20 protein-coding genes and 1 tRNA gene are annotated in these 26,054 nt (G+C 67.5%); 7 read left to right on the forward strand and 14 right to left on the reverse strand.

The window, feature by feature from the left end; genetic code table 11:
* Positions 1-12: 12 nt before the first annotated feature.
* The 3 genes from AC3ANU_RS16170 to AC3ANU_RS16180 all read left to right on the forward strand — a co-directional run bounded on the left by AC3ANU_RS16170 (position 13) and on the right by AC3ANU_RS16180 (position 2,010).
* Entirely contained in the window at positions 13-885 is an 873-nt protein-coding gene (locus AC3ANU_RS16170; RefSeq protein ID WP_488315987.1) for an FAD-dependent oxidoreductase, read from the forward strand.
* 89 nt (positions 886-974) lie between these two features.
* Positions 975-1,694 (forward strand): deoxyribose-phosphate aldolase, encoded by a 720-nt coding sequence (deoC, locus tag AC3ANU_RS16175; protein WP_018770118.1) that lies wholly within the window; start codon positions 975-977, stop codon positions 1,692-1,694.
* Positions 1,695-1,746: 52 nt separating this feature from the next.
* Positions 1,747-2,010 (forward strand): hypothetical protein, encoded by a 264-nt coding sequence (locus tag AC3ANU_RS16180; protein WP_018770119.1) that lies wholly within the window; start codon positions 1,747-1,749, stop codon positions 2,008-2,010.
* Positions 2,011-2,091: 81 nt separating this feature from the next.
* Here the strand turns inward: AC3ANU_RS16180 and AC3ANU_RS16185 are convergent, their stop codons facing one another.
* Together AC3ANU_RS16185 and mfd are read right to left on the reverse strand one after the other, a co-directional pair.
* Positions 2,092-2,904, reverse strand: coding sequence for a metal-dependent hydrolase (locus tag AC3ANU_RS16185; protein ID WP_488314866.1), 813 nt, complete (start codon positions 2,902-2,904; stop codon positions 2,092-2,094).
* 6 nt (positions 2,905-2,910) lie between these two features.
* Complete coding sequence (gene mfd, locus AC3ANU_RS16190; protein ID WP_488314867.1) at positions 2,911-6,690, reverse strand: transcription-repair coupling factor; 3,780 nt, start codon at positions 6,688-6,690, stop codon at positions 2,911-2,913.
* 311 nt (positions 6,691-7,001) lie between these two features.
* Here mfd and AC3ANU_RS16195 point away from each other — a divergent pair, with 311 nt between their 5' ends.
* From AC3ANU_RS16195 to AC3ANU_RS16205, 3 genes are read left to right on the forward strand one after another with little or no spacing between them, the layout of a single operon-like run.
* Positions 7,002-8,507: an SDR family oxidoreductase gene (locus AC3ANU_RS16195; protein ID WP_488314868.1), complete on the forward strand. Its 1,506-nt coding sequence runs from the start codon at positions 7,002-7,004 to the stop codon at positions 8,505-8,507.
* Positions 8,508-8,551: 44 nt separating this feature from the next.
* Positions 8,552-9,049, forward strand: coding sequence for a DUF2505 domain-containing protein (locus AC3ANU_RS16200; protein WP_018770123.1), 498 nt, complete (start codon positions 8,552-8,554; stop codon positions 9,047-9,049).
* A 3-nt stretch (positions 9,050-9,052) separates the two neighbouring features.
* Complete coding sequence (locus AC3ANU_RS16205; RefSeq protein ID WP_056393524.1) at positions 9,053-9,274, forward strand: SCO4848 family membrane protein; 222 nt, start codon at positions 9,053-9,055, stop codon at positions 9,272-9,274.
* A gap of 90 nt (positions 9,275-9,364) precedes the next feature.
* On the opposite strand, the gene sufU is transcribed toward AC3ANU_RS16205, so the two are convergent.
* The 9 genes from sufU to AC3ANU_RS16250 all read right to left on the reverse strand — a co-directional run bounded on the left by sufU (position 9,365) and on the right by AC3ANU_RS16250 (position 21,386).
* On the reverse strand, positions 9,365-9,814 hold the full coding sequence (sufU, locus tag AC3ANU_RS16210) for a Fe-S cluster assembly sulfur transfer protein SufU (protein ID WP_018770125.1): 450 nt from the start codon (positions 9,812-9,814) through the stop codon (positions 9,365-9,367).
* 23 nt (positions 9,815-9,837) lie between these two features.
* Entirely contained in the window at positions 9,838-11,163 is a 1,326-nt protein-coding gene (locus AC3ANU_RS16215) for a SufS family cysteine desulfurase (RefSeq protein ID WP_026265910.1), read from the reverse strand.
* Between the two features lie 542 nt (positions 11,164-11,705).
* Positions 11,706-14,279 (reverse strand): LuxR C-terminal-related transcriptional regulator, encoded by a 2,574-nt coding sequence (locus tag AC3ANU_RS16220; RefSeq protein ID WP_488314869.1) that lies wholly within the window; start codon positions 14,277-14,279, stop codon positions 11,706-11,708.
* A gap of 70 nt (positions 14,280-14,349) precedes the next feature.
* Positions 14,350-17,085: a LuxR family transcriptional regulator gene (locus AC3ANU_RS16225; protein ID WP_186447782.1), complete on the reverse strand. Its 2,736-nt coding sequence runs from the start codon at positions 17,083-17,085 to the stop codon at positions 14,350-14,352.
* A 109-nt stretch (positions 17,086-17,194) separates the two neighbouring features.
* Complete coding sequence (pth, locus tag AC3ANU_RS16230; protein ID WP_018770129.1) at positions 17,195-17,800, reverse strand: aminoacyl-tRNA hydrolase; 606 nt, start codon at positions 17,798-17,800, stop codon at positions 17,195-17,197.
* Positions 17,801-17,908: 108 nt separating this feature from the next.
* Positions 17,909-18,523 carry a 50S ribosomal protein L25/general stress protein Ctc gene (locus AC3ANU_RS16235; protein WP_018770130.1) on the reverse strand — a complete coding sequence of 205 codons (615 nt, stop codon included), beginning with the start codon at positions 18,521-18,523 and terminating at the stop codon, positions 17,909-17,911.
* A gap of 225 nt (positions 18,524-18,748) precedes the next feature.
* Positions 18,749-19,729, reverse strand: a complete 981-nt coding sequence (locus tag AC3ANU_RS16240; protein ID WP_018770131.1) for a ribose-phosphate diphosphokinase — start codon at positions 19,727-19,729, stop codon at positions 18,749-18,751.
* A 2-nt stretch (positions 19,730-19,731) separates the two neighbouring features.
* A complete protein-coding gene (gene glmU, locus AC3ANU_RS16245) occupies positions 19,732-21,210 on the reverse strand; it encodes a bifunctional UDP-N-acetylglucosamine diphosphorylase/glucosamine-1-phosphate N-acetyltransferase GlmU (RefSeq protein ID WP_142067958.1) in 1,479 nt (492 codons plus the stop codon).
* A 104-nt stretch (positions 21,211-21,314) separates the two neighbouring features.
* Positions 21,315-21,386, reverse strand: a tRNA-Gln gene (locus tag AC3ANU_RS16250).
* Positions 21,387-21,518: 132 nt separating this feature from the next.
* Here AC3ANU_RS16250 and AC3ANU_RS16255 point away from each other — a divergent pair.
* The gene (locus tag AC3ANU_RS16255) at positions 21,519-22,145 is read left to right on the forward strand and encodes a TetR/AcrR family transcriptional regulator (RefSeq protein WP_056393519.1); all 627 of its coding nucleotides are present in this window, start codon (positions 21,519-21,521) and stop codon (positions 22,143-22,145) included.
* Positions 22,146-22,306: 161 nt separating this feature from the next.
* Here AC3ANU_RS16255 and AC3ANU_RS16260 read toward each other — a convergent pair whose 3' ends face one another.
* The 3 genes from AC3ANU_RS16260 to rsmA are packed head-to-tail and all read right to left on the reverse strand — an operon-like array spanning position 22,307 to position 26,014.
* Complete coding sequence (locus AC3ANU_RS16260) at positions 22,307-24,130, reverse strand: ABC-F family ATP-binding cassette domain-containing protein (protein ID WP_018770134.1); 1,824 nt, start codon at positions 24,128-24,130, stop codon at positions 22,307-22,309.
* A gap of 37 nt (positions 24,131-24,167) precedes the next feature.
* Positions 24,168-25,145 carry a 4-(cytidine 5'-diphospho)-2-C-methyl-D-erythritol kinase gene (locus AC3ANU_RS16265; RefSeq protein WP_056393518.1) on the reverse strand — a complete coding sequence of 326 codons (978 nt, stop codon included), beginning with the start codon at positions 25,143-25,145 and terminating at the stop codon, positions 24,168-24,170.
* Positions 25,142-26,014 (reverse strand): 16S rRNA (adenine(1518)-N(6)/adenine(1519)-N(6))-dimethyltransferase RsmA, encoded by an 873-nt coding sequence (rsmA, locus tag AC3ANU_RS16270; RefSeq protein WP_144600456.1) that lies wholly within the window; start codon positions 26,012-26,014, stop codon positions 25,142-25,144. Before rsmA ends, AC3ANU_RS16265 begins: the two co-directional genes overlap by 4 nt.
* Between the last annotated feature and the right edge of the window lie 40 nt (positions 26,015-26,054).

The raw sequence follows: 26,054 nt of genomic DNA on the forward strand, positions 1-26,054 counted from the left end.
AAGGGCCAGCACATGTCCGCTCCGGCACCCTCAACGTCCACCTCCGCCGCAACCCGCATCGTCATCGCCGGCGCCGGCCCCGCCGCCCAGGCCCTGGTGGCCCAACTGGACCGGGCACGGTTCGCCGGCACCATCACCGTGCTGAGCAACCGCGATGACACCCCCGCGGAACTGCTGGAGCTGGCCATGCTCCCCCAGGTCTCCGTCCGCTTTGGCCAGCCGGCCAGCCACATCGATGCTGCCAAGCGCACCGTGGCAACCGCCGACGGCATGGAATTCGCCTACGACGAGCTGGTCATCGCCACCGGTTCGGCTCCCGTGGCCAACCCGGTGGACGGCGCCGCGCAGTGCCTGAGCTACTCCACCATCGATGACGCCCCGCGCATTGCGGACGGAGTGCAGGAAGTCACCCGTGAGCTGGGCCGCCGCCCCATGGGGATCCTGGTGGGCACCGGGGCAGCGGCAGGGCAGGCCGAAGCGGTACTCCGGGCCAAGGGGGTGCGGCCAATCCGCACCACCGCCCGGCCCGCGGCCATCATCCCCGCCGTCGTTTCCGGAGGGGCCGGTTCCCCCCTCGCCGCCTCCGCCGTGGTCTTTGAAGACGGCAGCAGCATGACCGGCGACCTGGTGGTCCTGGCCGAGGAGCGGGTATCCCGGGACGGCCTCGCCGCCAGCGCGGGCCTGCGGACGGCCGCCGGCGGCGGCATCGAGATCAGCAGGGACTTCCGGACGTCCGTGCCGGGGATCTGGGCGATCGGCGACGCAGCAGCGTTCGACGGCGTGCGCCTGGGGCTGCTGGTGGCCGCCGCGTCGGCGGCAGGTGCCTGTGCCACCCAGTTGCTGACTGCCGCGGCTGCAGCGCCGGTCCTTCAGGCTGCCGCCTGAGCGGCCGCCACCGGCGCCGTGCGCTGTGACAAGATGGTTCCCGAAACCGAGTCAACGCCGGGCCCACAAGGCCCTTCGAGAGGACCATCATGAGCAACGAAGCCACCGTTCACGCAGGAACCGCTGATCCGGCCGGGACCGCGAACATCGCCTCCTACATCGACCACACGCTGCTCAAGCCCGAAGCCTCGGAAGCTGACGTGCTGAAGGTCTGCGCGGAGGCAGCCGAGTACCGGTTCAAGTCGGTCTGCGTCAACCCCATCTGGGTCAAGACCGTCACCAAGGCGCTCAAGGGCTCCGGCGTCCTCACCTGTTCCGTGGTGGGCTTTCCGCTGGGGGCCACCCCTACAGACGTGAAGTCGTTCGAGGCCCGCGGCGCCGTGCTGGACGGCGCGGACGAGGTGGACATGGTGATCAACATTGCCGCTGCGAGGGCCGGTGACCAGGGCGCCTTGACCGAGGACATCGCCGCGGTGGCCGAGACGGTGCACGCCGGCGGCGCCATCCTGAAAGTCATCATCGAAACAGCCCTGCTCACGGATGAGCAGAAGGTGCTGGCATGCCGGGCGGCCGTTGAGGCCGGGGCGGACTTCGTGAAAACCTCCACGGGCTTCAACGGTGGCGGCGCCACCGTTGAAGACGTGGCCCTGATGCGCCGCGCGGTGGGCCCTGACCTGGGGGTCAAGGCCTCCGGCGGCGTACGGTCCCTGGCCGACGCGCAGGCTATGATTGCAGCAGGTGCAACACGAATTGGTGCCAGCTCCGGGATTGCCATCGTCAAGGGTGAACAGGGTTCAACCGCTTACTGACCGGACCCGGAAGCGGCCGCAGACCAAGCCCCGCGGGGCCGAGGAGGAACATATGTCCAGCCAGATCAACGCGTCCAGCCGGGACTCGGCGTCGAACCAGGACTCCGTCCGGACCCCGCAGAACGAGAACAACCTCGCCACCAGCGTCATCCTGTTCGCGGTCTGCTTCGTGCTGTTCCTGGGCGCCATCTACTCGCTGTCCTTCCTCAGCCTGGGCAACCCGTGGCCCATGGCCGCCTGCCTGGCCCTGTTTGCGCTGGCCTTCTGGATCCCGCAGACCATCCTGGGCCGGTCCGACTCTGCGGGCGAGCACTAACACCCACTCCATACAGCAAACAACGGACCGGCGGACTTTTCCGCCGGTCCGTTGCTGTTTCCCGCTGAAGGGTGTTGCCTGCTAGAACCAGAGCCTGATCCAGGCGCCCGCGGCAGCCGCCGCACGGCCCCAGTACTGTTGGGCGATGGCCCAGCCGGCCATCGACATGCCCACCATGGCATATGCGCTGACCGGGATCAGCACCAGCCACTCCCGCTTGGAACCGGCACGCCCCAGCAGGGGAAGGGACAGGGCGCCGTTGGCCCGCCAGACGTTCCGCAGCAGGGGCAGCCGGCGCAGTATTTTCGGCGGCCGGACCACCAGCGGCCACAGCAGCGGCACTCCTCCGGTGGTGATGAGGTCGCCCACGATGTGCACCACCACCCCGATCAGCATCGAGGTGGGCAGCCAGGTCCACTGCCCCGGCGCGTATACGGTGACCAGGCCCGCCATGACCAGCGCGAAGATCCAGTTGGAGACAAAGCCGCTTTTGGGAAAGAGCTTCAGCGCCTTCGCCGCAATGTTGATCAGGAACATGCACAGCAGCCCGGCCCCCACGGACAGGCGGCCCCAGCCGGTGTCCAGGTGCACCTGCGATGCCAGGCCGGCGAGGAAGACAAAAACCGCGGCACCAAGGATGGAGTGCGTTCCCTGCCGGTGGCCCCCGCTGGCGTTCTCGATGCCGCGCGCAATCACGTTGGACAGCGGCGGCAGCGAGTGGGCCACCGTGCTTGCCCGGTGGTCCCAGTCGCACACCAGTGCCGTGCCCGCGGTGGCCATGCCGCCGATGAGGATGCCCGTGGGATCCAGAGGGTACCAACCCAGGGTGTAGGGGCCGGTGGACGCAACAGCTACCCACGCCGCGGCTCCAGACGCGGCGTGGTGTCCTCCCATCACGTGCTAGCCGCTGACTGCCGGGGCGGCGAGCGGGGCGTCGGAGAAGATATTCCGGATCACGCCGTTGGCCCATTCCAGGATCTCGGCGTCCTGCAGGTCCCGGCCGCCGATCCGTGCCGTCTTGGGCTTGGGGATGAGGACGGCGTCGAGTGCGGGTTTGGACTGCGATCCGGGGTACATCCGGTTCAGGCGCATGATCTTGGATTCCGGGAGCGAGGCCGGGGAGAACTTGATGAAGTTGCCCTGCAGAGCGACGTCGGACAGGCCGGCTTCGCGCGCACCAACACGGAAGCGTGCCACCGCCACCAGGTTCTGGGCGGGCAGCGGAAGTTCACCGTAGCGGTCAACGAGCTCGGCCTGGACCTCGTCGATGGCCTCATTGGTGATGGCCGCTGCGAGCTTCCGGTAGGCCTCCAGGCGCAGCCGTTCGCCGGGGACATAGTCGTGCGGCAGGTGGGCGTTGACCGGCAGCTCGATCTTCATCTCCGCGGCCTTTTCTTCGGCCTCGCCCCGGTAGTCCGCCACGGCCTCGCCCACCAGCCGGATGTACAGGTCAAAGCCCACTCCCTGGATGTGGCCGGACTGTTCGCCGCCCAGCAGGTTGCCGGCACCGCGGATTTCCAGGTCCTTCATGGCCAGCTGCATGCCGGCGCCCAGTTCGTTGTGCGCGGCCACGGCCTTGAGCCGTTCCAGCGCCACCTCGCCCAGCGGCTTCTCTGACGGATACAGGAAGTAGGCGTAGGCGCGTTCACGGCCACGGCCCACGCGGCCGCGGAGCTGGTGCAGCTGGGACAGGCCGTACTTGTCCGCGCCGTCCACGATCAACGTGTTGGCGTTGGAGATGTCCAGGCCTGTCTCGATGATGGTGGTGCACACCAGCACGTCGAAGCGCCGCTCCCAGAAGTCAACGATGATCTGTTCCAGGCGGCTCTCGGACATCTTGCCGTGCGCCACCTCGACCCGTGCCTCGGGCACCAGCTCGCGGATCCTGGCGGCCGTCCGCTCGATGGTGGACACCCGGTTGTGGACCAGGAACACCTGGCCTTCACGCATCAGCTCGCGGCGGATGGCGGCCGAGGTCTGCTTGTCCGTGTACGGGCCCACGTAGGTCAGCACGGGGTGCCGTTCCTCCGGCGGGGTGGCCAGGGTGGAGGTTTCCCGGATGCCGGTGAGGGACATCTCCAGGGTGCGGGGAATCGGGGTGGCACTCATGGCCAGGACGTCCACGTTGGTGCGCATCTTCTTCAGCGCTTCCTTGTGCTCCACGCCGAACCGCTGTTCCTCGTCCACGATCACCAGGCCCAGGTCCTTGAACTCAAAGTCCTTGGCCAACAGCCGGTGCGTGCCGATCACCACGTCCACGGCACCGCTCTTCACACCCTCCGCCGTCTCCTTCGCTTCCTTGGCGCTCTGGAACCGGGACAACGGCTTCACCCGCAGCGGGAAGCCGGAGAAGCGTTCGGTGAAGGTCTCGTAGTGCTGCTGGGCCAGCAGGGTGGTGGGCACCAGCACCGCCACCTGTTTGCCGTCCTGCACCGCCTTGAAGGCAGCGCGCACCGCGATCTCGGTCTTGCCGTAGCCCACGTCGCCGGACACCAGCCGGTCCATGGGAATCTCCCGCTCCATGTCCGCCTTGACCTCGTTGATGGTGGTCAGCTGGTCCGGCGTCTCCACGTACGGGAAGGCCTCCTCCAGTTCCCGCTGCCAGGGCGTGTCGGGTCCAAACGCGTGGCCACGGGAGGCCATGCGGGCAGAGTACAGCCGGATCAGTTCGCCGGCGATCTCCTTGACGGCTTTGCGGGCCTTGGACTTGGTGCTGGCCCAGTCCGCGCCGCCCATCTTGCTCAGCACGGGGGTTTCGCCGCCCACGTAGCGGGTCACCTGGTCCAGCTGGTCCGTGGGGACGAACAGCCGGTCGCCGGGTGCGCCGCGCTTGGCCGGCGCGTACTCCAGCACCAAGTATTCCCGGACGCCGTCGCCGCCGCCGGCCACCTTGCGCTGGATGAGTTCCACGAACCGGCCAATGCCGTGCTGTTCATGGACCACGTGGTCCCCCGCCACCAGTTGTAGGGGATCGACGGCGTTGCGCCGCTTGGAGGGCATCCTCCGCATGTCCTTGGTGGACCCGGCGGAGGTCCGTCCCAGCAGGTCGGCTTCGGTGAGCAGGCCCAGTTTGAGGCCGTCCAGGACAAAACCACGGCCGACGGCGGCAGTAGTCACCTCGATGATGCCCGGCTGGGGTTCGTGGTCCAGGCTGTCCACCCGGGCACAGGGAATGTCGTTCTCATGGAACAGCTCGGCCAGGCGCTGGGCCGGCCCGGGCCCTTCCGTGGCCACCACGATCCGCCACTGGTCGCGGACGTGCGAACCGATGAACTCCATCATTTCCGCCACGTCGCCCTGGTAGCCCCGCGGCTCCCGGGCATGCAGGTTCAGCACGTCGATCTCGGGCAGCAGCTCCGCGTCCTGCGCCAGTGACGTAATCGACCACCAGGACACGCCGTGCTCCAGCGAGGAGGTGCGCGTTTCCGCCAGGGACCGGAAGCTGGCAGAGTGCAGCGCCGCACTCGCCTGCGAGCTGAGGTCCAAAGGTGCCGCACCGCCGTCGGACGCGGTGGACCATGCCGCTTCGAGGAACTCCTCGTTGGTGGCGGCAAGGTCGTGGGCGCGGGTGCGCACCTTCTCCGGCTCGATCAGCACGGCGATGGAGTCGGCAGGCAGCTGGTCAACGAACGGAACCATCGCATCCACCAGCACCGGCGCCAGGGATTCCATGCCCTCCACGGCGATTCCGCCGGCGATCTTCTCCAGCATGTCCGCGGCGGCCGGAAGCTGGGACTTCAGCGTGGCGGCGCGGGACATGACGGACGGGGTGATGAGGATTTCCCGGCACGGCGGGGCATGCAGTTCGGTGGGATGGTGGACGCCCGGGGCGGACAGCGAGCGCTGGTCGGCCACGGCAAACCAGCGCATCTGGTCCACTTCGTCCCCGAAGAACTCCACCCTGATGGGGTGGTCCTCGGTGGGCGGGAAAACGTCGATGATGCCGCCGCGGACGGCGAACTCACCGCGGTGCGTCACCATGTCCACACGGGCGTACGCGGCGTCGGCAAGGCTCTTCACGACGTCGGAGAACGGCACCTCCTGGCCTACCTTCAGCGTGACGGGAACCAGGTCGCCCAGGCCCGCCACCACCGGCTGGACCACGGCGCGGACCGGCGCGACGACGACGCGGAGCCGGCCCGCCGTCGAGCCTTCCGGGTGCGCTGGATTTTCCGGATGGGCCAGGCGGCGCAGGACGGACAAGCGGCGGCCTACGGTGTCCGAGCGGGGCGACAGCCGCTCGTGCGGGAGGGTCTCCCAGCTGGGGAACTCGGCCACCGAATCCGCGGGCAGGTAGGCGCGCAGGGCCGCAGTGAGGTCCTCCGCCTCCCGGCCGGTGGCAGTGACGGCCAGCACCACGCCCGGCTCCATACCGCCCGCCTGTTCCGCCTTGGCCGCCAGCCCGTCAGCCATCTCCGCGAGCAGCACCGGACGAAGTCCCGGAGGAGCGCTGATCTGGTAGTCCTGTCCGCGGACGGCGAATCCCCGGGCAGCTTCGGCGCGGACCCGGGCGAACGTCTGGTCCGGCGCCAGGGCACGGCGCAGCCCGTCCAGCGACGGGGCGGCACTGGTCTTGGCGGGCCTGGCCGTGCCTGTCCTGGACGTGCCAGTGCTGGACGTGCCCGTGCTGGATGTGCCTGTGCTGGATGTGCCGGCGGCGGACTGGCCGGGAAGACTCATGGCAGAAGCTCCTGTGGTGTTCATCGAGGGTCGCAGGCAACGCGAAAACCCGAAATTCGCTGCGAATCCCGGGTACTCCCAGCCTACAGCGCAGGAACGACATGGCAGCGCGGCGCCCACAGGCCTAGGCTGGCAGGGCCGGACAGTTGCCCGTTCGGAGCCCCTTAGTTCGGAGCCATTTTGTTGGGAGCCGTGTTGTTCGGAGCCGTGTTGTTCGGAGCCGCGGCCCGTCCGGACGGGCCGGGGCTCCGAACAACAAAGGACGAAGCCAGGCCGGCACGAACAGGGGCCAGGACCATACAGGAGCCAGCATGACTGCAATGAGCGCCCAGCCAGCACCAAAGACTGTCCTTGTCACCGGGGCCACCGGTTACATCGGCGGCCGCCTGGTGCCCCGGCTTTTGGAAGCAGGCCACACCGTCAAGGTGCTGGTCCGCTCGCCGGACAAGATCGCCGGCGTGCCCTGGCGGGACAAAGTGGTCGTGGTGGAAAGCAGCCTGGACGACGGCGACGCCCTCCGCGACGCCCTGGCCGGCGTCGAGGTCTTCTATTACCTGGTGCATTCGATGGCCGCCGGCGCGGGATTCGAAGCCAAGGAAAAGGCCATGGCCAGGACGGCCGCGGATGCTGCAGCGGCCGCGGGGGTCCGCCGGATCGTCTACCTTGGCGGCCTGCACCCCCAGGGGGTGGAGCTGTCCACCCACATGCGGTCACGGGAGGCGGTGGGCAAGGTCTTCCTGGAGAGCCCGGTGGACGCCGTAGTGTTCCAGGCAGGCGTGGTGATCGGCTCCGGCTCCGCCTCCTTCGAGATGATCCGGCACCTCTCCGAAACGCTGCCTCTGATGCCGGCGCCCAGCTGGGTGCGCAACAGGATCGAAGCCATCGCCGTGCGTGATGTCCTCTACTACCTGGTGTCCGCAGCGTCGCTGGAGGGCCCCATCAACCGCACCTTCGACATCGGCTGCCGGCAGGTGCTGACCTACGCGGGGATGATGCAGGAGTACGCCGCCGAAGCGGGCCTGCCCTACCGGGTGGTGCTGGCGCTGCCGGTACCGGCACCCAAGCTGGCAGGCATGTGGGTGGCCCTGACAACACCTATCCCGCTCTCCATGGCCGTGCCGCTGGTCCAGTCCCTGCAGCATGACGCGGTGGCCAACGAACACGACATCGACCAGTACATTCCCCAGCCCGACGGCGGCCTGACCCCCTACCGCACGGCGGTGGCCCTGGCGCTGGGAAAGGAGCGGGACGGCCAGGTGGAGACCACCTGGGCCAACGCCGGTGCCGACTCCGATCCGCTTCCCAGCGACCCCGATTGGTCGGGGCACAAGGTATACATCGACGAGCGGACCTTCCACGGCGATGTGGACCCGGCCCACGTCTGGACGATCATCGAGGGCATCGGCGGGCGCAACGGCTGGTATTCCCTGCCCCTGGCCTGGCAGGTCCGCGGCTGGCTGGACAAACTGACCGGCGGCGCAGGCCTGCTGCGTGGCCGGCGGCACCCGCACACCCTGGCCATCGGCGAAGTGGTGGACTGGTGGCGGGTGGAGCAGATCGACCGGGGCAGGCTCCTGCGGCTGCGGGCCGAGATGCGGGCGCCGGGACGGGCCTGGCTGGAGCTTTCCGTGGAGCCCGACGGCGCGGGCAGCCGCTACCGGCAGCGCGCCATCTTCTTCCCCAAGGGATTGAGCGGACGGCTCTATTGGCTCGCCGTGCTTCCGTTCCACAGCCTGATCTTCCCGGCCATGGCCCGGAACATCACCGCTGCCGCCCAGAAACTTGCCGATGCGGAGCCCTCGCCGGTCACCCCGTAGGATGTTGGAGGCGTAAATCCTTTCCCCAAATCCCAGGAGGACCCATGGCGCTGAGCGCAACCACAACCCTTCCGCACTCCGTTGACAGCGTTGCTGCTGTGCTGGTGAACGAAGATTTCCAGCGCCACGTCAGCCAACTGGTAGGCGGCACCCTGGAGTCCTTCAGCGTGGACGGTGACATCGCAGGGGCCTTCAACGCCACCTCGGTGCGTACCCTCCCCACCACGCGCCTGCCCGAGATTGCCCGCAAGTTCGTGGGTGAGCACCTGAAGGTGACGCAGGTTGAAAACTGGGAGGCCCCGGCCGCCGACGGCTCCCGCCAGAGCAACATTTCGCTGAAGATCGCCGGCGCCCCGGTGGATGTCACGGCCGTCCAGCGCCTGGTGGCCGATGCCGGTGGAACCCGGGTGGAGCTCGAGGGCGCCGTTAAGTCCTCTGTTCCGTTCCTGGGCGGCAAGATCGCCGACGCCGCCGAACCCATGGTGGCCAAAGCCCTGAACCTGCAGGCCGCACAGGCTCAGGCCTGGCTGGAAAGCCACTAACCCATGCAGCTTCCCGTCCTCGCAGCGCTGGTCCTCATCGTCGCCGGCGTCTGGTCCCTGGTGGTCTGGCCGCAGTTCCTGCGCCGCGTGATGAAGGATCCCCGCGCCCGCGATGCGGCAGGAAAGGCCACCAAATTCCTGACCGTGCACGTGGTGCTGGTGAGCATCTCCATGGTGCTGGGACTCGCCACAGCGGTGATCGGCGTTCTCGGCCTGCTGGGCTGAACCAGCCGTTCCACGGCGCGGAAACAGCCCGGACCTTACTCCTGTTGGAGCAAGGTCCGGGCTGTTTCCGTCTGGCCTGGGTTGCCTGGCCTAGGCTGCCTGGTTAAGCGCGTCCTCCGCAGCAACCCAGGAGATCATGGCGCACTTGACCCGGGCTGCGTAGCGTGCCACTCCTTCGAACGCTGCCGCATCCCCAAGCAGCTCAGGATCAGCATGGACCTTCCCACGGGACCTCAGCACCTCCCGGAAGCTGTCGATAATTTCGTGCAGTTCAGCCACGGTCATGCCTTCGGCGAGGTCGCTGAGGACGGACGCCGAGGCCATGGAAATGGAGCAGCCGGCGCCGTCCCACGCCACCTGTGCCACTTTCCCGTCCTGGACGGCGAGCCGGAGTGTGACTTCGTCGCCGCATACGGGGTTGAGCTGGTGCGACTGCCCGGTGGAGGTGCCTTGGGGCGCTTCGGTCGCGGCGAGCCCGCTGCCGTGGCGGGCCTTCGAATGGTCCAGGATGATCTGCTGGTACAGCTGGTCAAGGCTCATGGTGTCACCTTTCGTCTTCTCCGCTATGCGCGGAAGTAGGCCCGGACGCCGGCAACGGCTTCAAGGAAGCGGTCCACGTCGTCCGTGGTGTTGTAGAGGTAGGCGCTGGCCCGGGTCGTGGCGGTCAGTCCAAGCCTGCGGTGCAGCGGCTGGGCGCAGTGGTGTCCCACGCGGACGGCGATTCCCCGGGAGTCCAGGAACTGTCCCACGTCATGGGCGTGGACGCCTTCGACGTCGAACGCGGCAAGGCCGATCCGTTCCTTTCCGGCTGCCGGGCCCAGGACCCGGACGCCGGGAATGGATTCCAGCCCCGCCACCATGCGCTGGCCCAGTGCGGCCTCCCACGCATGGATCCGGGCCAGCCCGGTTTCCGTCAGGTAGTTCGCTGCGGCCGCCATGGCTACCGCCTGGGAGATGCGCTGGGTGCCCGCTTCGAAGCGCTGGGGCGCCGGGAGGTACTCGGCCCGCTCCATGGTGACGGTAGTGATCATTGACCCGCCGGTCAGGAACGGCGGGAGGATGTCCAGCAGCTCCTGCCGCCCGTACAGCACGCCAATCCCCGTGGGGGCGAGCATCTTGTGGCCGGAGAAGACCGCGAAGTCCACGCCGAGTTCCTTGACGTTCAAGGGCAGGTGGGGAGCCGACTGGCAGGCGTCCAGGACAACCAAGGCGCCGGCCGCATGCCCGAGGGCCGTCAGTTCCGCTACCGGGTTGATGATTCCCAGGACGTTGGAAGCGTGGGTGAAGGCCAGGACTTTGGTACGCGGGCCGATAATCCCGGCGGCCTGGTCCATGCGAAGGCTGCCGTCATCTCCGATGGGGATGTACCGGAGGGTGGCTCCTGTGCGGAATGCCAGCTCCTGCCATGGAATCAGGTTGGCATGGTGTTCCATCTCGGTCACCACGATGTCGTCCCCGGGCCCCAGGGACAGCTCCCCGAGCCGCTGGTCGCCGCGGCCCTGGGCAGCCCACAGTCCGGCATTGGACAGCGCGTAGGAGAGGAGGTTCAGTCCCTCCGTCGCGTTCGAGGTCCAGATGGTTTCCTCGTAGTCCGCGCCGATGAAGTCGGCGATGGTTTGGCGGGCGTCCTCGAAGACTTCGGTGGCCTCAACCGCAAGATGGTGGGCGCCCCGGTGCACGGCAGCGTTGCGCTGCTCATAGAATTCCTGCTCGGCTTCGATGACGCTCACGGGGTTCTGGGATGTGGCCCCGGAGTCGAGGTAGACCAGCGGCTGTCCGTTCACCAGTTGATTGAGGACCGGGAAGTCATTGCGGATGCGCAGCACCTCGGCGTTGTCCATGACAGGTACGGCACGTTCCAGTGTGGCTGGCGTTGATACTACGGCCAAAACGAACTCCTTGGGCTGCCCATGTCTGACAACCCAATTGTCCCACACACGGCTGTGGCGGCCGCCCGGAAGGGGCGGCCGCCACCGCTGCCCCGGGCTTCGGCCGAGGGAGTAAAGGGCCGGCGACGGCTGGGGGGAGAGTCTCGGTCTCAGAAGACTCTGACGTCGCCGGCCCCGTCTTGACCCGGTCCCTGGGGACCGGAAGTTGAGAGGGCCTCACTGTCCTGATTGGCTGCTCTGCGGCTTCCGGCCTGCCGCTTTGCTTTGCCTCCTTAAGTAAATCCTGTGGGGCCCTTACGTACACGAGTAGGGTGTACTCGAATCCAGGCGGGTGCACTACCGGGTTGGCGCTCCTGCGCACCCTCCGGGCGGGATGGTTGGCGGGCTTGGGTACGACGGCGGCCCGGCGGTGCTTCCCGGGTGGAAACACCGTGGGCAGCGGGTGGCCGGGGGCAGGGATTTCGACGTCGGGCGGTCAGCAGGGATTCCGATGCCCGACTGGCAGCACGGAGGCACGGCAGGGCCGGTTTGGGAGGCCAGACCTACTTTGGCAGGGCCGCTTCCAGCTCATCGCGGCTGCGGACGCCGAGCTTGACGTAGGTGCGGTAGAGGTGGCCCTCCACGGTCCGGACGGAGACCATGAGCCGCTGTGCGATCTCGCGGTCGGTCAGGCCCTGCACGGCCAGCTCCACGATGTCCTGTTCGCGCCTGGTGAGGCGAACGGTGGGCGCCGCGGCGATGAAGCGTCCTTCACGGAACCGCTCGCCCAGTTCGTGGTCGCACTTTTCGCGCTGGGCCACGGCCTGGCGTGAGCGCCGGCGTTCACCGGCCTGCTCCAGCACCGTGCTGGCACGGGCATAGGCTTCGCGGGCCAGGTTGACAAAGCCTGCCTCCTCCAGCGAGGCAGCTGTTGCCATGAGGGTGTCGCCGTCGGCATTTTCCCAGGCGGTGGCCAGCGTCAGAAGAGCTTCTGCCCACCGGCCTTCCACGTCCCGGGCCGCCGCCTGCACCATGGGCACCACCGAGGGGTCGCCCAGGTCCCAGCACATGGCCAGGACCTGGAGCAGGTTTCCCTTCCGTGCGGAGGCCTGGGTGGTGGTCATCAGCGTCTGCAGTGCGGCCAATCCCTTGCCGTCGCGGGCCAGGTATTCGGCGGCAGCGGCCATGTAGGCCTCTGCCAAAAGATCATGCGCCGGCCAGCCGGCGTCGGCGTCCTTGTGATCCTGTTCAAGGCGCTGTGCCTGTTCCGTGTCGCCCAGCCGGGCCGCGGCGTAGAAGCCGAGGGCCGTGCCGAACCGGTACAGCTGCAGCGGGTCGTTGAGCCTCAGCGCCTCAACAGCGGGCAGCAGGACCTGATAAGCGCGTTCCATCCTCCCCTGCCGCAGCAGCGAATACCCCCGCAGCAGCTGGAGGCTCCCGTTGAAGGTGGCCGCGCCAAGCGTGTGTCCGGCCGCGTAATGGTCGATCTCGCGCTCTGCCGGCTCCCATTCACCCATGGCCAGGTAGTCGGAGACGAGCCTTCCCAGCACGAACTCAGGGAAGAAGAACAGGCTGCCTTCGAGCGGGGGAAGTTCCGAGGCTGCCAGCAGTGCGGCCTCCAGCCCCTGCACGGGGCGTCCCGCCGAGCCGAGGGCGTGGGAGAGAAGGCCCTCAGCCAAGGCGCGGAGCGGTTCTCCGGCTTCTGCCGGGGGGCGCTTCCGCATCGTGTCCACTTCGTCGTTCAGCGCCGGGAAGTTCACCTCGGCACCGAGGTGGAGCAGGTGCAGGAGCCCTTCCTGCCAGCTCCTTTCGCCGTCGCTGGAGAGCGGGACGTTCTTTTCGACGTCGTCCGCGATCATCCCCAGGGGATGGCCGATGGCCAGGTGGGCCGAAACCCGGAGCAGCAGGACGGCCGGTCCCTGGGGATCATCGGCCAGCGGGAGCCAGCACTCGTCAAGGAGTGCCGCGGCCCCGGTATAGGCGCCCTCGTTATACAGGGCCCGCGCCTGGATGGCCTGGGCCAGCGGAACCATGGCGGGGTCGTGGATACGGGACGCAATGGACCGTGCACTGTCGTTGCGGAACCGCAGCAAGGCTTCCTTGGCCGCGGCCAGCATCTCGTCGTCGCTGACCCTGACGCCGCACTCCAGGGCCCACTCCACTGCCCGCAACCGGCCCTCCCCGCGCAACTGGGTGGGATCCTGGTGGGCCCTGACCTTCTCCAGCAGCTGGAGGCTGCGGGAGACCGACACGGTGTTCCGGATGGCGCCGGCGAAGAGTCCGTTCCAGATGGAAAGCTCCGCCGGGATGCCGGGGGCTTCGACGATGATCTGCTGGTCCAGCAGGGACCGGACCACGGCTGCCCCGCTGATGTCTTCGATGACCTTCCTGCCCACCGGCCCGGCAAGGGCGATGAGCTTCAGTGCTTCCTGCTCTTCGGTCCGGCGCCGGAGATGGTCTTTGGCCACCACGCCTGCGAGGCGGTCCCCATCCGCGGGCAGCGGGCCCAGCAGCATCCAAATTCCGTTGCGCTTGGCGAGGACGCCGGCCTCGGCGGAGTCGTGCAGCAGGGCGTCGAGGATCCGGGGATTGCCGCTTGATGCGTTCCAGATGGAGTCCACCGTTGCAGCCGGCACGGTCCCGTCGAGGACGTGGTCCAGGACTTCTTCAATCTGTTCACGGTTGAGGGGCCGGAGGTCCACGCGTTCGGCCAGGCCGTCGTACCAGAGCTGGTCGAGCGGCTGTGGGAGACCCGGCCGTGGCCGGGCGGCAGCGAGCACCGTTGCCCATCCGGCCGAAATCACCTCGGCCAGCACCCCCGCGGAAGCATCATCGAGGTGGTGGGCATCGTCCACCGCCAGCAGGACCGCTCCCCCGCTGCCGGCCTTGAGCTTCTCAAAGTAGGACCACATGGAACGCAGCACCGCGACCGGCGAGACGGACTCCTCGGCGGTGAGTTCCCCCGTATAGGGTGTCAGGACTCCGAATGGCACTCCGGCCAGGGCCGAACTGGCGTGGATGCGCAGGATTTTCATGTTTCCGGCCAGGCGCTCGGTCACGGCGTCAGTGACGGCCGACTTTCCGATGCCCGGGCCGGCCATGATGAAGACGGCCCGGTGGGTTCCGTTCCGGACCATGGTGCAGATGCGGTCCACCGGCTCGCGGCGGCCGGTCAGGAGCCGGTGTGCAGTCGCCGGCTTGTGGCCATTAGACGAGTCCAGTCAGATCACCCCTTGAAGTTACGCCAAGCTTGGTGAAGACCTGGTACAGGTGGCCTTCCACGGTGCGCACGGAAACACCCATTTCCATGGCGATGTCACGGTTCGAGACGCCGCGGCCGGCCATGCGGGCAATCTGCCGTTCCCGGCTGGTCAGCAGCGGGCTTCCGCTGCTGGGAACAATGGGAAGGTTGGCCACGGTGGCAGCCAGGATGTCCAGCCGGGCCTGCGCAGTCCTCGCCGAAAGGGCATCCCCGTCCTGCCGGGCAAAGTCCACTGCCAGCGCCATGCACCTGGCCTCGACCGCATCGAGTTCGAGCGTGGCTGCAATTTCACCGCCGGCAAGGAGGGTTTTGGCATCCTTTGTCCTGCTGCCGACTGCGATCAGCCGCGAGACATCGGCCAGCGGTCCCTGCCGGCGGCCTGCGATCTCCTCCAGGAGGCGGAAGTCGGCGTCGCTGCCGTTCACCGTTGCTGCCAGCAGGTAGATGCCGGCCACTGTGTGCCTGCCCGCCTCCAGGTTCCGGCGGGCCCCTTGTTTCAGCGCTGCCACTGCCTCGGAGTCGCCCAGCCAGCGCCCCGCCACGAGCGAACAAAAATCGATTATGCTCTCCGTGGCAAATCCTGCCTTGCCCGGCGCCCTTTGCAGTTTGGTGAGGTACTTGCGGGCGAACGCGGCGTTGCCGGTCTGGGCGTACGCCAAAGCCGTGGCTGCGTAGGCGGTACGCAGTGCGGCCTGGACAGGCTGCAACTCCAGCTGGGCGGCGGCTGAGATCAAAGGCTCCAGGGCGGTCTCGCCGCGCCCGGAAAAGACAAAGGCCACGCCTGCTGCGAGTTCGGTGGCGGCGCTGCGGTATGGAAGCCGGTGGGGCTGGCCCGTGCTGAATGGGCTGAGGAGGTCGATGCAGCGGCGCCACTGGCCGGCCATCAGTGCGACGAAGTAGGCCTCCCTGGCGTAGCGCTCGCGCAGGCCCACGACGTGCGAGGCGTCCGTGAGCTGGCCGCCGAGCTTTCGCATGAGGCCCAGCGCGTCCATCTCGCGCCCGGTCATGGCCAGCGCGCCCATCAGGATGATCGCGCACTGGAGCCGGAACCCGGTGTCCGGATTGCCTGCGGGATCGGCAGCCCGCTCGAGCGCCGGGATCATGGCGGCGTAATCGCCGGCATGGGCCTGGTATTCGAATTCACTCAACGAGATACGGTTTGCCGCCACCGCTGCCGCTGCCGGCCAGGAGGAGTTGTTGTCCGCTTTCCCGAGCCGTTCCCGCGCCGCGGCGAGCAGTTCCCGGACTTTGCCCGCACGCTCCGGAATGCAGAGCATGACCCGCGCTTTGGCGGCCACCACTTCGGCGTACTCCAGGGGATCCAAAGCCTCGAGTTCAGGCTGGGAGATGCCATCCAGGGCGGAAAGTGCCTGGACCGGCATGTCCAGCTGCAGGTACGCCGCAGCCTTTTGCCGCTGCGCCGATGCCCACCCGGCGTCGGTCCTCTGCACCATCTCCGCGTACGTCAGGGCAAAACGGGGGTCGAAGAGCTGGACTGCGGCCTGGGCGGCCGCGAGTGCCAACTGCGGGCTCAGCTCGGCCTCGCACTCATGGGTCCACGCGGCGAAAGACATCAATTCTTCCACCGTCATGGCTGCCGGGTCCGGCTCCTGGCCGCCCAGCAGGACGCTGCGCAGCTCCCGCCGGCGGGAAATGCTCAGCCAGGTCCGGACTACGTCACCGATGTACTTCTCCCGCAGCGACACCCAGCGGTGCTCGGAGTCGTCGATCTCCAGCAGGCCGCCGTCTTCCATGTCCGCAACCACGTCCGCGCCATAGATGGCGGTAAGGGCGGCCAGTTCCACCCGCCGGGCACAGGAAAGCATTTCGATGACGTCCCGGGTTTCGGGTGTCTCCCGTGACCAGCGGGACCGGACGATGTCGTCAAGGCTGGCGGCGCCGTCGAGCACCACTTTGTCCCGCAGCGTCCAGACCGAATCGGACAGGACCAGGTTTCCGGAGAGCTGCTGTTCGGTGACAAGCGCTTTGAGCAGCAAGGGATTTCCACCCACCATCTGGTGGTAGGTGGTCACCAGGGAAGAGGCGACGCGGTGGCCCAGCAGGGAAAGGAGCACCTGCCGGGTTTGGAGTTCGTTGAGGTTGTTGAGCCGCACTTCCGTGAGCTTCCGCTCCGTCAGCAGCCAGTGGAAGTCTGCCGGCAGGTCGCTGGCGTTGGGGGCCACAGCGATGATCTTTGCCGTGCCGGTCAGCAGGACATTCAACAGCACCCCCGCACTCATGTCGTCGATGCAGGCCGACGTGTCCAAAGTGATGACGCAGGGCCTGCCGGCGGCGTCGCTGCGGATCAGGGAGGTTATGCCACGGAGGATGGCGGTGGGCGAGCCCATGTAGGCCTGCGGGAGCCGGGCCAGCAGGAAGGAGAGGCAGCCGTACGGGGTGCTGGGACCGGAGGGGCCGCTCCGGAGTTGCAGCGACCAGACATCGGGACCCAGGTCCGCAACGGCAGCGCGCGCCAGGGAGGACTTGCCCACGCCTCTGGCTCCGGTGATGACAACGCCCAGGGAGTTTTCGCTGGTCAGTGCGGTGCGGACAGCATCCAGGTTGGCGCTTCGTGCAGGCATGGACCATTGCTGGCCCTCCGGCGCCGCGGAGGGTGGTGTGGGCAGCCTGTCACCCTGAGGTGTTGACCCACGTCCCCAGCTGAGTGGCTCGATTGACATGAACTTTTCCCCTACATCCTGCAATAGCGGGATGTAGCCCCATTGCTCCCCCGCATAGGAAGAAGAGTACCCCCTGCCACAGACAAGGAAACAGGGTCAAAAGGAACTTTTACGATTCCAGCTGTTGTGATCCCGATTTGGCCGGGTGGAACCTCTGCTGGGCAGCCGTCAATCCATCGCGCAACAGGGACTCGACGGCGTCGGCGGCATCGTCCAGCAGGAAGGGCAGTTCCTTGTGTTCCGCGGTGCCGAAATCACGCAGCACGTAATCGGCTGTGTCCATCCTGCCAGGCGGCCTTCCCACCCCCACGCGGACCCTGAGGTAGTCCTTGGTACCCAGGGCCTTGGAGATGTCCCGCAACCCGTTATGGCCGCCCTCGCCGCCGCCGAGCTTGAGCTTGACGGTGTTGAACGGAATATCGATCTCGTCATGGACAGCCACCACGTGGTCTGCGGGGATCCCGTAGAAATTGGCCAGGGCGGAGACCGGGCCGCCTGAAACATTCATGTAGCTCATCGGTTTCGCAAGGACCACGCGCGGGCCGCCGATCCCCAACCGGCCTTCAAGGACCTGCGCGCGGGCTTTGTGGGTCTTGAATCCGGCGCCGATGCGGCCGGCCAGTTCATCGAGCACCATCTGGCCTACGTTGTGCCTGTTGCCTTGGTACTGGGCGCCTGGGTTGCCGAGGCCAACGATCAGCCAGGTATCTGTCATGGAGTCAATCCTATTGGGGGCGGTTACGCGGAAATGGAACGGCGGTGTGCGGACATGACAGTGGCCGGGCCCGTGGGGGTCCGGCCACTGTCGTGAATTGCGGTGAAATTACTCTGCTGCGGCTTCTTCTGCTGCGGGAGCTTCTGCTGCTTCGCCGGCAGCTTCGGTTTCTGCTTCCTCGGCGATTTCGATGGCTTCGGAGATGTTCACCACGAGGGCTTCGGGGTCGGTCAGCAGGGCGGAACCCTTGGGCAGGACCAGGTCGGAAGCGTGGATGTGCTCGCCGGCGGCGCGGCCTTCGATGCTGACGACGACGGACTCGGGCAGGTGGGTTGCCTCGGCCTCGAGGGACACAACCGTCAGTTCCAGGTTGTGGACGGTGCCGGGAGCGGTTTCGCCTTCAACGTGGACCGGAACGTCAACCGTGACCTTCTCGCCCTGGCGGACGGTCAGGAGGTCGATGTGCTCGATGATCTGCTTTACGGGATCGCGCTGGACGTCCTTGACCAGGGCCAGGTGGCCCTCGCCGTTGATGTCCAGGGACAGCAGGGCGTTGGCGGTGCGGACGGCCAGGGTGGTGGCCTTTGCCGGCAGGGTGACGTGGATGGGCTCTGCGCCGTGGCCGTAGATGACGGCGGGGATCAGGTTGTTCATCCGGGCGCGGCGGGCGTAGCCCTTGCCGAATTCGGTGCGCAGTTCTGCTGCGAGCTTCTGCTCAGACATGGATATCTCCTTGAAGACTAAACGGTGTTCAGCAAGGGCGGAGGTCTGGTGTGACCTTCAACGCCGGGCGCCGGAGGGCGGCCCTTCAAGAAGGCAGTCCTTCAACCGAAGGACTGATCAGACCCAGTCGATAACGGAGGCTATGCCCTCCCTCGCCAAGGTATCGCTGACCAGCTTACCAGCGCCGGGGCCGTTTGCTGAAAACGTCCCCGGCCTGGTGCGGGGCTATGCCTTGCCGTCGAAGAGGCTGGTGACCGAGCCGTCGTCGAACACTTCGCGGATGGCCCTGGCGATCAGCGGTGCGATGGAGAGCACTGTCAGCTGCGGGAAGCGCTGGGAGGACGTCAGCGGGAGGGTGTTGGTGACCACCACTTCGCGTGCGCCGGACTCGGAGAGACGGCGTGCGGCCGGATCCGAGAAGACGGCGTGCGTGGCGGCGATGATGACATCCTTGGCGCCGGCGTTCTTCAGGACCGTGACGGCGCCGGAGATGGTTCCGCCGGTGTCGATCATGTCGTCGATCAGGACGCAGGTGCGTCCCTCGATCTGGCCCACCACGGTCTTGGAGACAGCCTGGTTGGGGACGGTGAGGTCACGGCTCTTGTGGACAAAGGCCAGGGGCGCGCCACCCAGGCGCTCAGCCCACTGTTCCGCGACCCGGACCCGTCCGGTGTCCGGGGAGACAACGGTGATGTTGTCGGCAGCGACACGGGTGCGGATGTAGTCGGCCAGGAGCGGAATGGCCATCAGGTGGTCAACCGGCCCGTCGAAGAAGCCCTGGATCTGGGAAGTGTGCAGGTCCACGCTCATGATGCGGTCCGCGCCGGCGGTCTTGTAGAGGTCGGCAACGAGGCGGGCGGAGATGGGCTCGCGGCCACGGCCCTTCTTGTCCTGCCGGGCATAGGGGTAGAACGGCGAAACCACGGTGATCCGCTTGGCGGAGGCCCGCTTCAGCGAATCGATCATGATCAGCTGTTCCATGAGGTGGTTGTTCAGCGGTGCGGGGTGCGCCTGGATCACGAACGCGTCGGTGCCGCGTACGCTCTCGCCGGCCCGGACATAGATCTCGCCGTTGGCGAAATCGTAGGCATCAACGGGAAGGAGGTCAGTGCCGAGTTCCTTGGCGATCTCCCGGGCAAGCTCGGGATGGGCCCGCCCAGTGGCGAGCACCAGCTTCTTCTCGCCGTGCGCCGTAATTTCACTCATGGTTACTTGCCCTCTTCTGTAGATGCCGGGGTACTTGAGGAGTCATTGATGGCCGCCTGGGCCAGTTCAGCGGAGCGGGTTCCCGGGCGGTGCGCGGGGACCCAGCCTTCGGCGTTGCGCTGGGCGGCAACGCTGAGCGCCAGCGCGCCCGCCGGCACGTCCTTGCGGATCACCGCGCCGGCGCCGCTGTAGGCGCCGTCCCCCACGGTGACCGGGGCAACAAAGACGGTGTTGGAGCCTGTACGGACGCCCGAGCCGATGACCGTGCGGTGCTTCTTCTCGCCGTCGTAATTGGCCGTGATGTTTCCACAGCCGATGTTGGTGTCCTCGCCGATTTCGGCGTCGCCTGCATAGCCCAGGTGGGACAGCTTGGAGCCGCGGCCGATGGTGACGTTCTTGGTTTCGTAGAAGGCACCGATCTTGCCCTTTTCACCAAGCACGGTGCCGGGGCGCAGGTACGTGAAGGGGCCGACGGCGGCGCGCGGGCCGATCACGGAGCCGGAACCGTGGGTGCGGATCACCGTGGCGCCCTCGCCGACGGTGACGTCGGTCAGGGTGGTGTCAGGGCCGACGACGGCGTCCCGCGCCACGGAGGTGGCGCCGTGCAGCTGGGTGTTGGGCAGGAGGCGGACATCCTCGTCCAGGGTGACGGAGGAATCGATCCAGGTGGTGGCCGGGTCGACGACGGTGACGCCGGCCCGCATCCAGGCTTCCACCGTGCGCCGGTTCAGCTCGGCGCCGAGCGCGGCAAGCTGGACGCGGTCGTTGGCGCCCTCCACCTGCCACCGGTCCGCAGTCACGACGGCCGCGACCCGGCCGCCTGATTCGCGGGCCAGCCCCAGTACGTCGGTGAGGTATTTCTCCCCCTGGACGTTGTCAGTGGTGACCTTCCCCAGTGCCCCGCGGAGCACCGCGGCGTCAAAGGCGTAGATCCCGGAGTTGACCTCCCGGATCAGCCGCTCTGCCTCGGTGGCGTCCTTGTGTTCGCGGATGCCGGTAACGGAGCCGTCTTCGCCGCGGAGGATGCGGCCGTAGCCGGTGGCGTCGTCAAGGACTGCCGTGAGGACGGTGACGGCGTTGCCGTCGCGTTCGTGGGTGGCGACGAGTTCGGTGAGCAGTTCCCCGGACAGGAGGGGCACGTCACCGTAGGTGACCACGACGGTGCCTGACAGTTCCTGTTCGGCGTCCAGCGCCTGCAGCGCGGCCTCCACGGCGCGGCCGGTGCCGGGGATGTCGTCCTGGTCCACGATGACGGCCTGCGGATCCAGTGCTGCGACGTGTCCCTCCACCAGGTCCCGTTCGTGGCGCACCACAATGGCGAGCCGTTGCGGGTTGATGCTGCGGGCGGCGCGGAGGGCGTGGCCCACCATGGACAGTCCGCCGATCTCGTGGAGGATCTTCGGTGTACGCGACTTCATCCGGGTACCGGCGCCTGCTGCCAGGACGATTACAGCGGCCGGGCCGGTATTCTCGGGGATCACGTAACGGGTTCTCCTTGCTTGGTTGTGCTTGCGCTTTGCGGCAGCCGGCGGGCCAGCCCGCCGGGCACCGGGTGCCATCCTCATGATCGCTCCTTGCGCAGCAGTTCCGCCCATAGGATTCGAACCTATACTCCACGGCTCCAAAGGCCGGGGTGCTGCCGTTACACCAGAGCGGACCGTGCCGAAAGACTCGAGGCCCGGGCACAAGTCCCTATTTTGCCATGGGTTCAGGCCACCGCGCGACACGGGGCGTTGGGTCCTGCCGGTCCCGCGGAATCCCGTCCCCGGCGGTGAGGCATGATGGGAAGGTGAGCAACAACCTTCCGCGGACGCGGATGACTGGCCTGCAGCGCCGGAGCCAGCTGATCGACGTCGGGCGCGGCCTTTTCGCCGTCCGCGGCCTGGACGGGACCACCATCGAGGAAATCGCCGCCTGCGCAGGAGTGTCCAAGCCGGTCATCTACGAACACTTCGGGTCCAAGGAAGGCCTGTACACCGAGGTGGTGGACGGTGAATTCCACATTCTCCTGGACTCGATCAACGCGGCCCTCACCGAGGAAGCCAAACCCCGCGTCCTCGTCGAACGCGCCGCGCTGGCACTGCTCACCTACATCGAGGAACGCACCGAAGGGTTCAGGATCCTCATGCGCGATGCTCCCCCGTCCCAGCCGGAGGGCGCCTTCTCCACCCTCCTCTCGCACGTGACCGCGCGCGTGGAACACATCCTCTCCGACGAATTCTCCCGCCGCGGCTTCAGCGGCGAGGACGGTGCCATGTACGCCCAGATGCTTGTGGGCATGGTGGCCATGACCGGCCAGTGGTGGCAGGACAGCCGCCAGCCGGACAAGCACACGGTCGCCGCGCACCTGGTCAACCTGGCATGGAACGGCCTGACCGGCCTCAAGAAGGAGCCGGAGCTGCAGTCGGAGCCGTAAGCCCAAGCCGCCTTCGCCGTGGTCACTGACACGGCGCAGGGGCCCTTCGCCGTCGCTTAGACACACCGCATAGGTGACGTTCCGGTCGCTGGGCGACCTCCACGCCGCGATGCGCGACTACACGAAGGCCCCCAGCTCCGCTCTTGCCCGCGTCGCCTTGGTCAGTCGCCCAGGAGTTCCGAGGCCTCGAGCCACTCCATTTCCAGGGCGTCTTTTTCGTCGGCCAGGTCCTTGAGCTGCTTGTTCTGTTCGGCCAGGGCGTCGAAATCGGACTTCTCCGTGCTTTTGACCATGTCGTCGTGAAGCTTCTTTTCCTGCTGGTCCAGCTTCTTGATCTGCCGTTCGATCCTGTTGAGGGCCTTGCGGGCGTCGCGCTTCTCGGCCTCGGACGGGCCGGTCCCGGTGGCCGGCGCCTGGCCCGCGCTGGTGACCGGGTTTCCACCGCCGGTGACGGTGGAACCGGCGAGGGCGGCTTCGCGCAACTCGAGGTACTGGTCCACGCCGCCGGGGAGGCCGCGGAGCTTGCCGTCGCCCAGCAGCGCCATCTGGTGGTCGGTGACGCGTTCGAGCAGGTAGCGGTCGTGGCTGACCACCACCAGCGTGCCGGGCCAGCCGTCCAGGACGTCCTCGACGGCGGCGAGGGTGTCGGTGTCAAGGTCGTTGGTGGGCTCATCGAGCATCAGCACGTTGGGTTCACCCACCAGCAGCCGGAGCAGCTGCAGGCGGCGCCGCTCACCGCCGGACAGGTCCCTGACCGGTGTCCACTGCTTCTCGTTGGTGAAGCCGAGCTGCTCCACGAGCTGCCCTGCGCTGAATTCCTTGCCGCCGACGTTGAAGGAACGCTTCTCCCGCTCGATGACCTCGATCACGCGCAGGTCCGAGACGTCGTCGAGCTCCTTGACCTCCTGGGTGAGAACGGCGGTGACCACCGTTTTGCCCCGCTTCAGCTTGCCCGCATCGGGTGTGATCTCGCCGTTGAGCAGCTTCAGGAGGGTGGTTTTTCCGGCACCGTTGACGCCCACCAGGCCCAGGCGCTCCCCCGGAGCCAGGCGAAGGGTGATGTTGTCGAAAAGCTTCCGGCCGTCGTCGGCGCCCTGGAAGTTGAGGGACACGTTCTCCAGGTCCAGCACGTCCTTGCCCTGGCGCGCCGTGGCCATCTTGCTCAACGCCATGGAGTCGCGCGGGGCGGGAACGTCCTCAATGAGCGCGTTGGCGGCCTCGATCCGGAACTTGGGCTTGGCGGTGCGGGCCGGGGCGCCCCGGCGCAGCCAGGCGAGCTCTTTCTTGACCAGCTGCTGGCGTTTGCCCTCCACCACGGACGCCATGCGGTCGCGCTCCGCGCGGGCCAGGACGTAGGCCGCGTAGCCGCCTTCGAAGGGGTCCACGATCCCGTCGTGCACCTCCCAGGTCTTGGTGCAGACTTCGTCCAGGAACCAGCGGTCGTGGGTCACCACCAGGAAGGCGCCCTGGTTGGGCCGCCAGCGCGTCTTCAGGTGCCGGGAAAGCCAGGCCACGCCCTCGACGTCGAGGTGGTTGGTGGGCTCATCCAGCATGATGACGTCGTGGTCCTCGATGAGCAGTTTGGCGAGGGCCACCCGCCGTTTCTGGCCGCCGGAGAGGGCGTGGACGTTGGCATGCCAGTCGACGTCGGACACCAGGCCGCCCATGATCTCGCGGATCTGCGGGTTGCGGGCCCATTCGTAGTCGGCCTGGTCACCCACGATGGCGGCACCCACCGTCAGGTCGCCGTCGAGCACGTCGCTCTGGTCCAGGTACCCCACATTGACGTCGCCGCGTTTGGTGACGCGGCCGGAGTCCGGGGTGGAGCGCAGCGCCAGCAGACGCATGAGCGTGGACTTGCCATCACCGTTGCGGCCCACCATGCCGATCCGGTCCCCCTCCTCCAGTCCCAGGGTGATGCCGTCCAGGACGGTGCGGGTTGCGTAGGAAACCGTGAGGTTCTCGCCGCCAAGAAGGTGTGCCAAAGGGAACTGCTTTCTGCTGCCGGACTGGAAGTCTTAATTAAAGGAGGATGTCGGAGATGATGCGCGCGCCGGGGACCGGGCCGTGGACGGGAAGGGCTGTCAGGCCGTAGCGCCGCAGGTCCTCCGCCAGCGCCTCCGCAGCAACGGAATCATCAGCCAGCAAAGCCACGGTGGGGCCGGAACCCGAAACGATTCCGGCAATGGCCCCATGGGATTCGCCGATTCCCAGCGTATCGCGCAGCGCCGGCGACAACTCAATGGAAGCCCGTTGCAGATCGTTGACCAGCACCCGGCTCAAGGATTCGGCATCCCCGCCCCGCAGCGCCGTCAGGATTTGTGGATCCACTCCGGTGGGCTCACTGGCCTCCACCCCTTCGGCCTCACGCAGCCGGTCCAGCGTCCGGTACACCTCGGGGGTGGACAGGCCGTAGTCGGCCACCACCAGCACCCAGTGGGTCTGCGCCTTGGCCAGCGCCGGAGAGAGTTCATCGCCCAGGCCAAGGCCGACGGCGGTCCCGCCCAGGAGCGAGAAGGGGACGTCGGCGCCGAGTTCGGACGCCAGGTGCGCCAGTTCCTCCCGTGACAGCCCGCTGTTCCAGAGTGCGTCACAGGCCAGGAGCGTGGCGGCGGCATCGGCGGATCCGCCGCCCATCCCGCCGGCCACCGGGACCCGCTTGGTGATCTCCAGGTGCACCCCCGTGGCGTGTTCGGAGACGTCAGCCATGATGGCAGCCGCCTTATGGGCAAGGTTGTTGCTGTCCAGGGGAATATCGACCGCGTCGAGGTCCAGGGTGCTTTCGGGGCTGAGGCTGATGGTAATCCCGGGCTCGGCGGTGCTGGTCGCCGCCACTTCCTCGTAGAGGGACACCGCGAGGTAGACGCTGGCCACGGAATGGTAGCCGTCCGGCCGGAGCGGACCGACGGCCAGGGAAACATTGACTTTGCCGGGCGCCTTGACGCGGACCGTCCTGGCGGCGAACCGCCCCCTGCCTGCCTTGTCCAGTCCCGCGCTCACGGCCGTTTTTCCCGGGCTTCGGCGATCCTGGCGAACGCGGCGATGTCGATGACCTCGCCGCGTGCGGTGGGGTCGACGCCGGCTGCGAGCAGGCAGCGCTCGGCCTCCGGGGCTCCCCCGGCCCAGCCCGCCAGGGCGGCCCGGAGCGTCTTGCGGCGCTGCGCGAACGCGGCATCCACCACGGCAAACACCTGCTCGCGGGTGGCGGTGGTGGCGGGCGGTTCGCGGCGGGTAAAGGCCACCAGCCCGGAATGGATCTTCGGTGCCGGCCAGAAAACGTTCATGCCGATCACGCCGGCCTTGCGCATCTGGCTGTACCAGGCGGCCTTAACGGACGGCACCCCGTAGGTCTTGGATCCCGGGCCGGCTGCCAGCCGGTCAGCCACCTCGTCCTGCACCATCACCAGGCCGTGCCGCAGGCTGGGGAAATACTGCAGGAGGTGCAGCACCACCGGAACCGCCACGTTGTAGGGCAGGTTGGCCACCAGTGCTGTCGGCTCGACAGGCAGCTCGGTGACCTTCATCGCATCGGCATGCACCAGGTGGAAGGAGTTGGCGGCGGCCGGCCGCCATTCCTGCACGGTTTCGGGCAGCTTCGCGGCAAGGACAGGATCAATTTCGACGGCGACAACTGCCGCCGCGGCGTCGAGCAGGCCCAGCGTGAGGGACCCCAGCCCCGGGCCCACCTCAAGCACCGTTTCATCCGGTCCCACGCCCGCCGCGGCGACAATGCGCCGGATGGTGTTGCCATCGATGACAAAGTTCTGCCCCAGGGTCTTGGTGGGCCTGATCCCGATTTCCTCTGCCAGCCGGCGTATGTCGGAGGCACCGAACAACGGTGCGGGCACGGCGGGGATCGGTTCAGTCACCTAGGTATCCTATCCCGCGCGGCACGTCCGCCCTGCCGGG

The organism is Arthrobacter sp. SDR-2R (assembly GCF_057747955.1).

Bases quoted from the DNA above. Each gene is read 5' to 3' on its own strand.
- AC3ANU_RS16200 (WP_018770123.1), top strand. From the start codon at position 8,552: ATGGCGCTGAGCGCAACCACAACCCTTCCGCACTCCGTTGACAGCGTT.
- AC3ANU_RS16170 (WP_488315987.1), top strand. From the start codon at position 13: ATGTCCGCTCCGGCACCCTCAACGTCCACCTCCGCCGCAACCCGCATC.
- AC3ANU_RS16235 (WP_018770130.1), bottom strand. From the start codon at position 18,523: ATGTCTGAGCAGAAGCTCGCAGCAGAACTGCGCACCGAATTCGGCAAG.
- pth (WP_018770129.1), bottom strand. From the start codon at position 17,800: ATGACAGATACCTGGCTGATCGTTGGCCTCGGCAACCCAGGCGCCCAG.
- deoC (WP_018770118.1), top strand. From the start codon at position 975: ATGAGCAACGAAGCCACCGTTCACGCAGGAACCGCTGATCCGGCCGGG.
- sufU (WP_018770125.1), bottom strand. From the start codon at position 9,814: ATGAGCCTTGACCAGCTGTACCAGCAGATCATCCTGGACCATTCGAAG.
- AC3ANU_RS16225 (WP_186447782.1), bottom strand. From the start codon at position 17,085: ATGTCAATCGAGCCACTCAGCTGGGGACGTGGGTCAACACCTCAGGGT.
- AC3ANU_RS16180 (WP_018770119.1), top strand. From the start codon at position 1,747: ATGTCCAGCCAGATCAACGCGTCCAGCCGGGACTCGGCGTCGAACCAG.
- AC3ANU_RS16220 (WP_488314869.1), bottom strand. From the start codon at position 14,279: ATGGTCCGGAACGGAACCCACCGGGCCGTCTTCATCATGGCCGGCCCG.
- AC3ANU_RS16185 (WP_488314866.1), bottom strand. From the start codon at position 2,904: ATGGGAGGACACCACGCCGCGTCTGGAGCCGCGGCGTGGGTAGCTGTT.
- AC3ANU_RS16195 (WP_488314868.1), top strand. From the start codon at position 7,002: ATGACTGCAATGAGCGCCCAGCCAGCACCAAAGACTGTCCTTGTCACC.
- AC3ANU_RS16240 (WP_018770131.1), bottom strand. From the start codon at position 19,729: ATGAGTGAAATTACGGCGCACGGCGAGAAGAAGCTGGTGCTCGCCACT.
- AC3ANU_RS16205 (WP_056393524.1), top strand. From the start codon at position 9,053: ATGCAGCTTCCCGTCCTCGCAGCGCTGGTCCTCATCGTCGCCGGCGTC.
- mfd (WP_488314867.1), bottom strand. From the start codon at position 6,690: ATGAGTCTTCCCGGCCAGTCCGCCGCCGGCACATCCAGCACAGGCACA.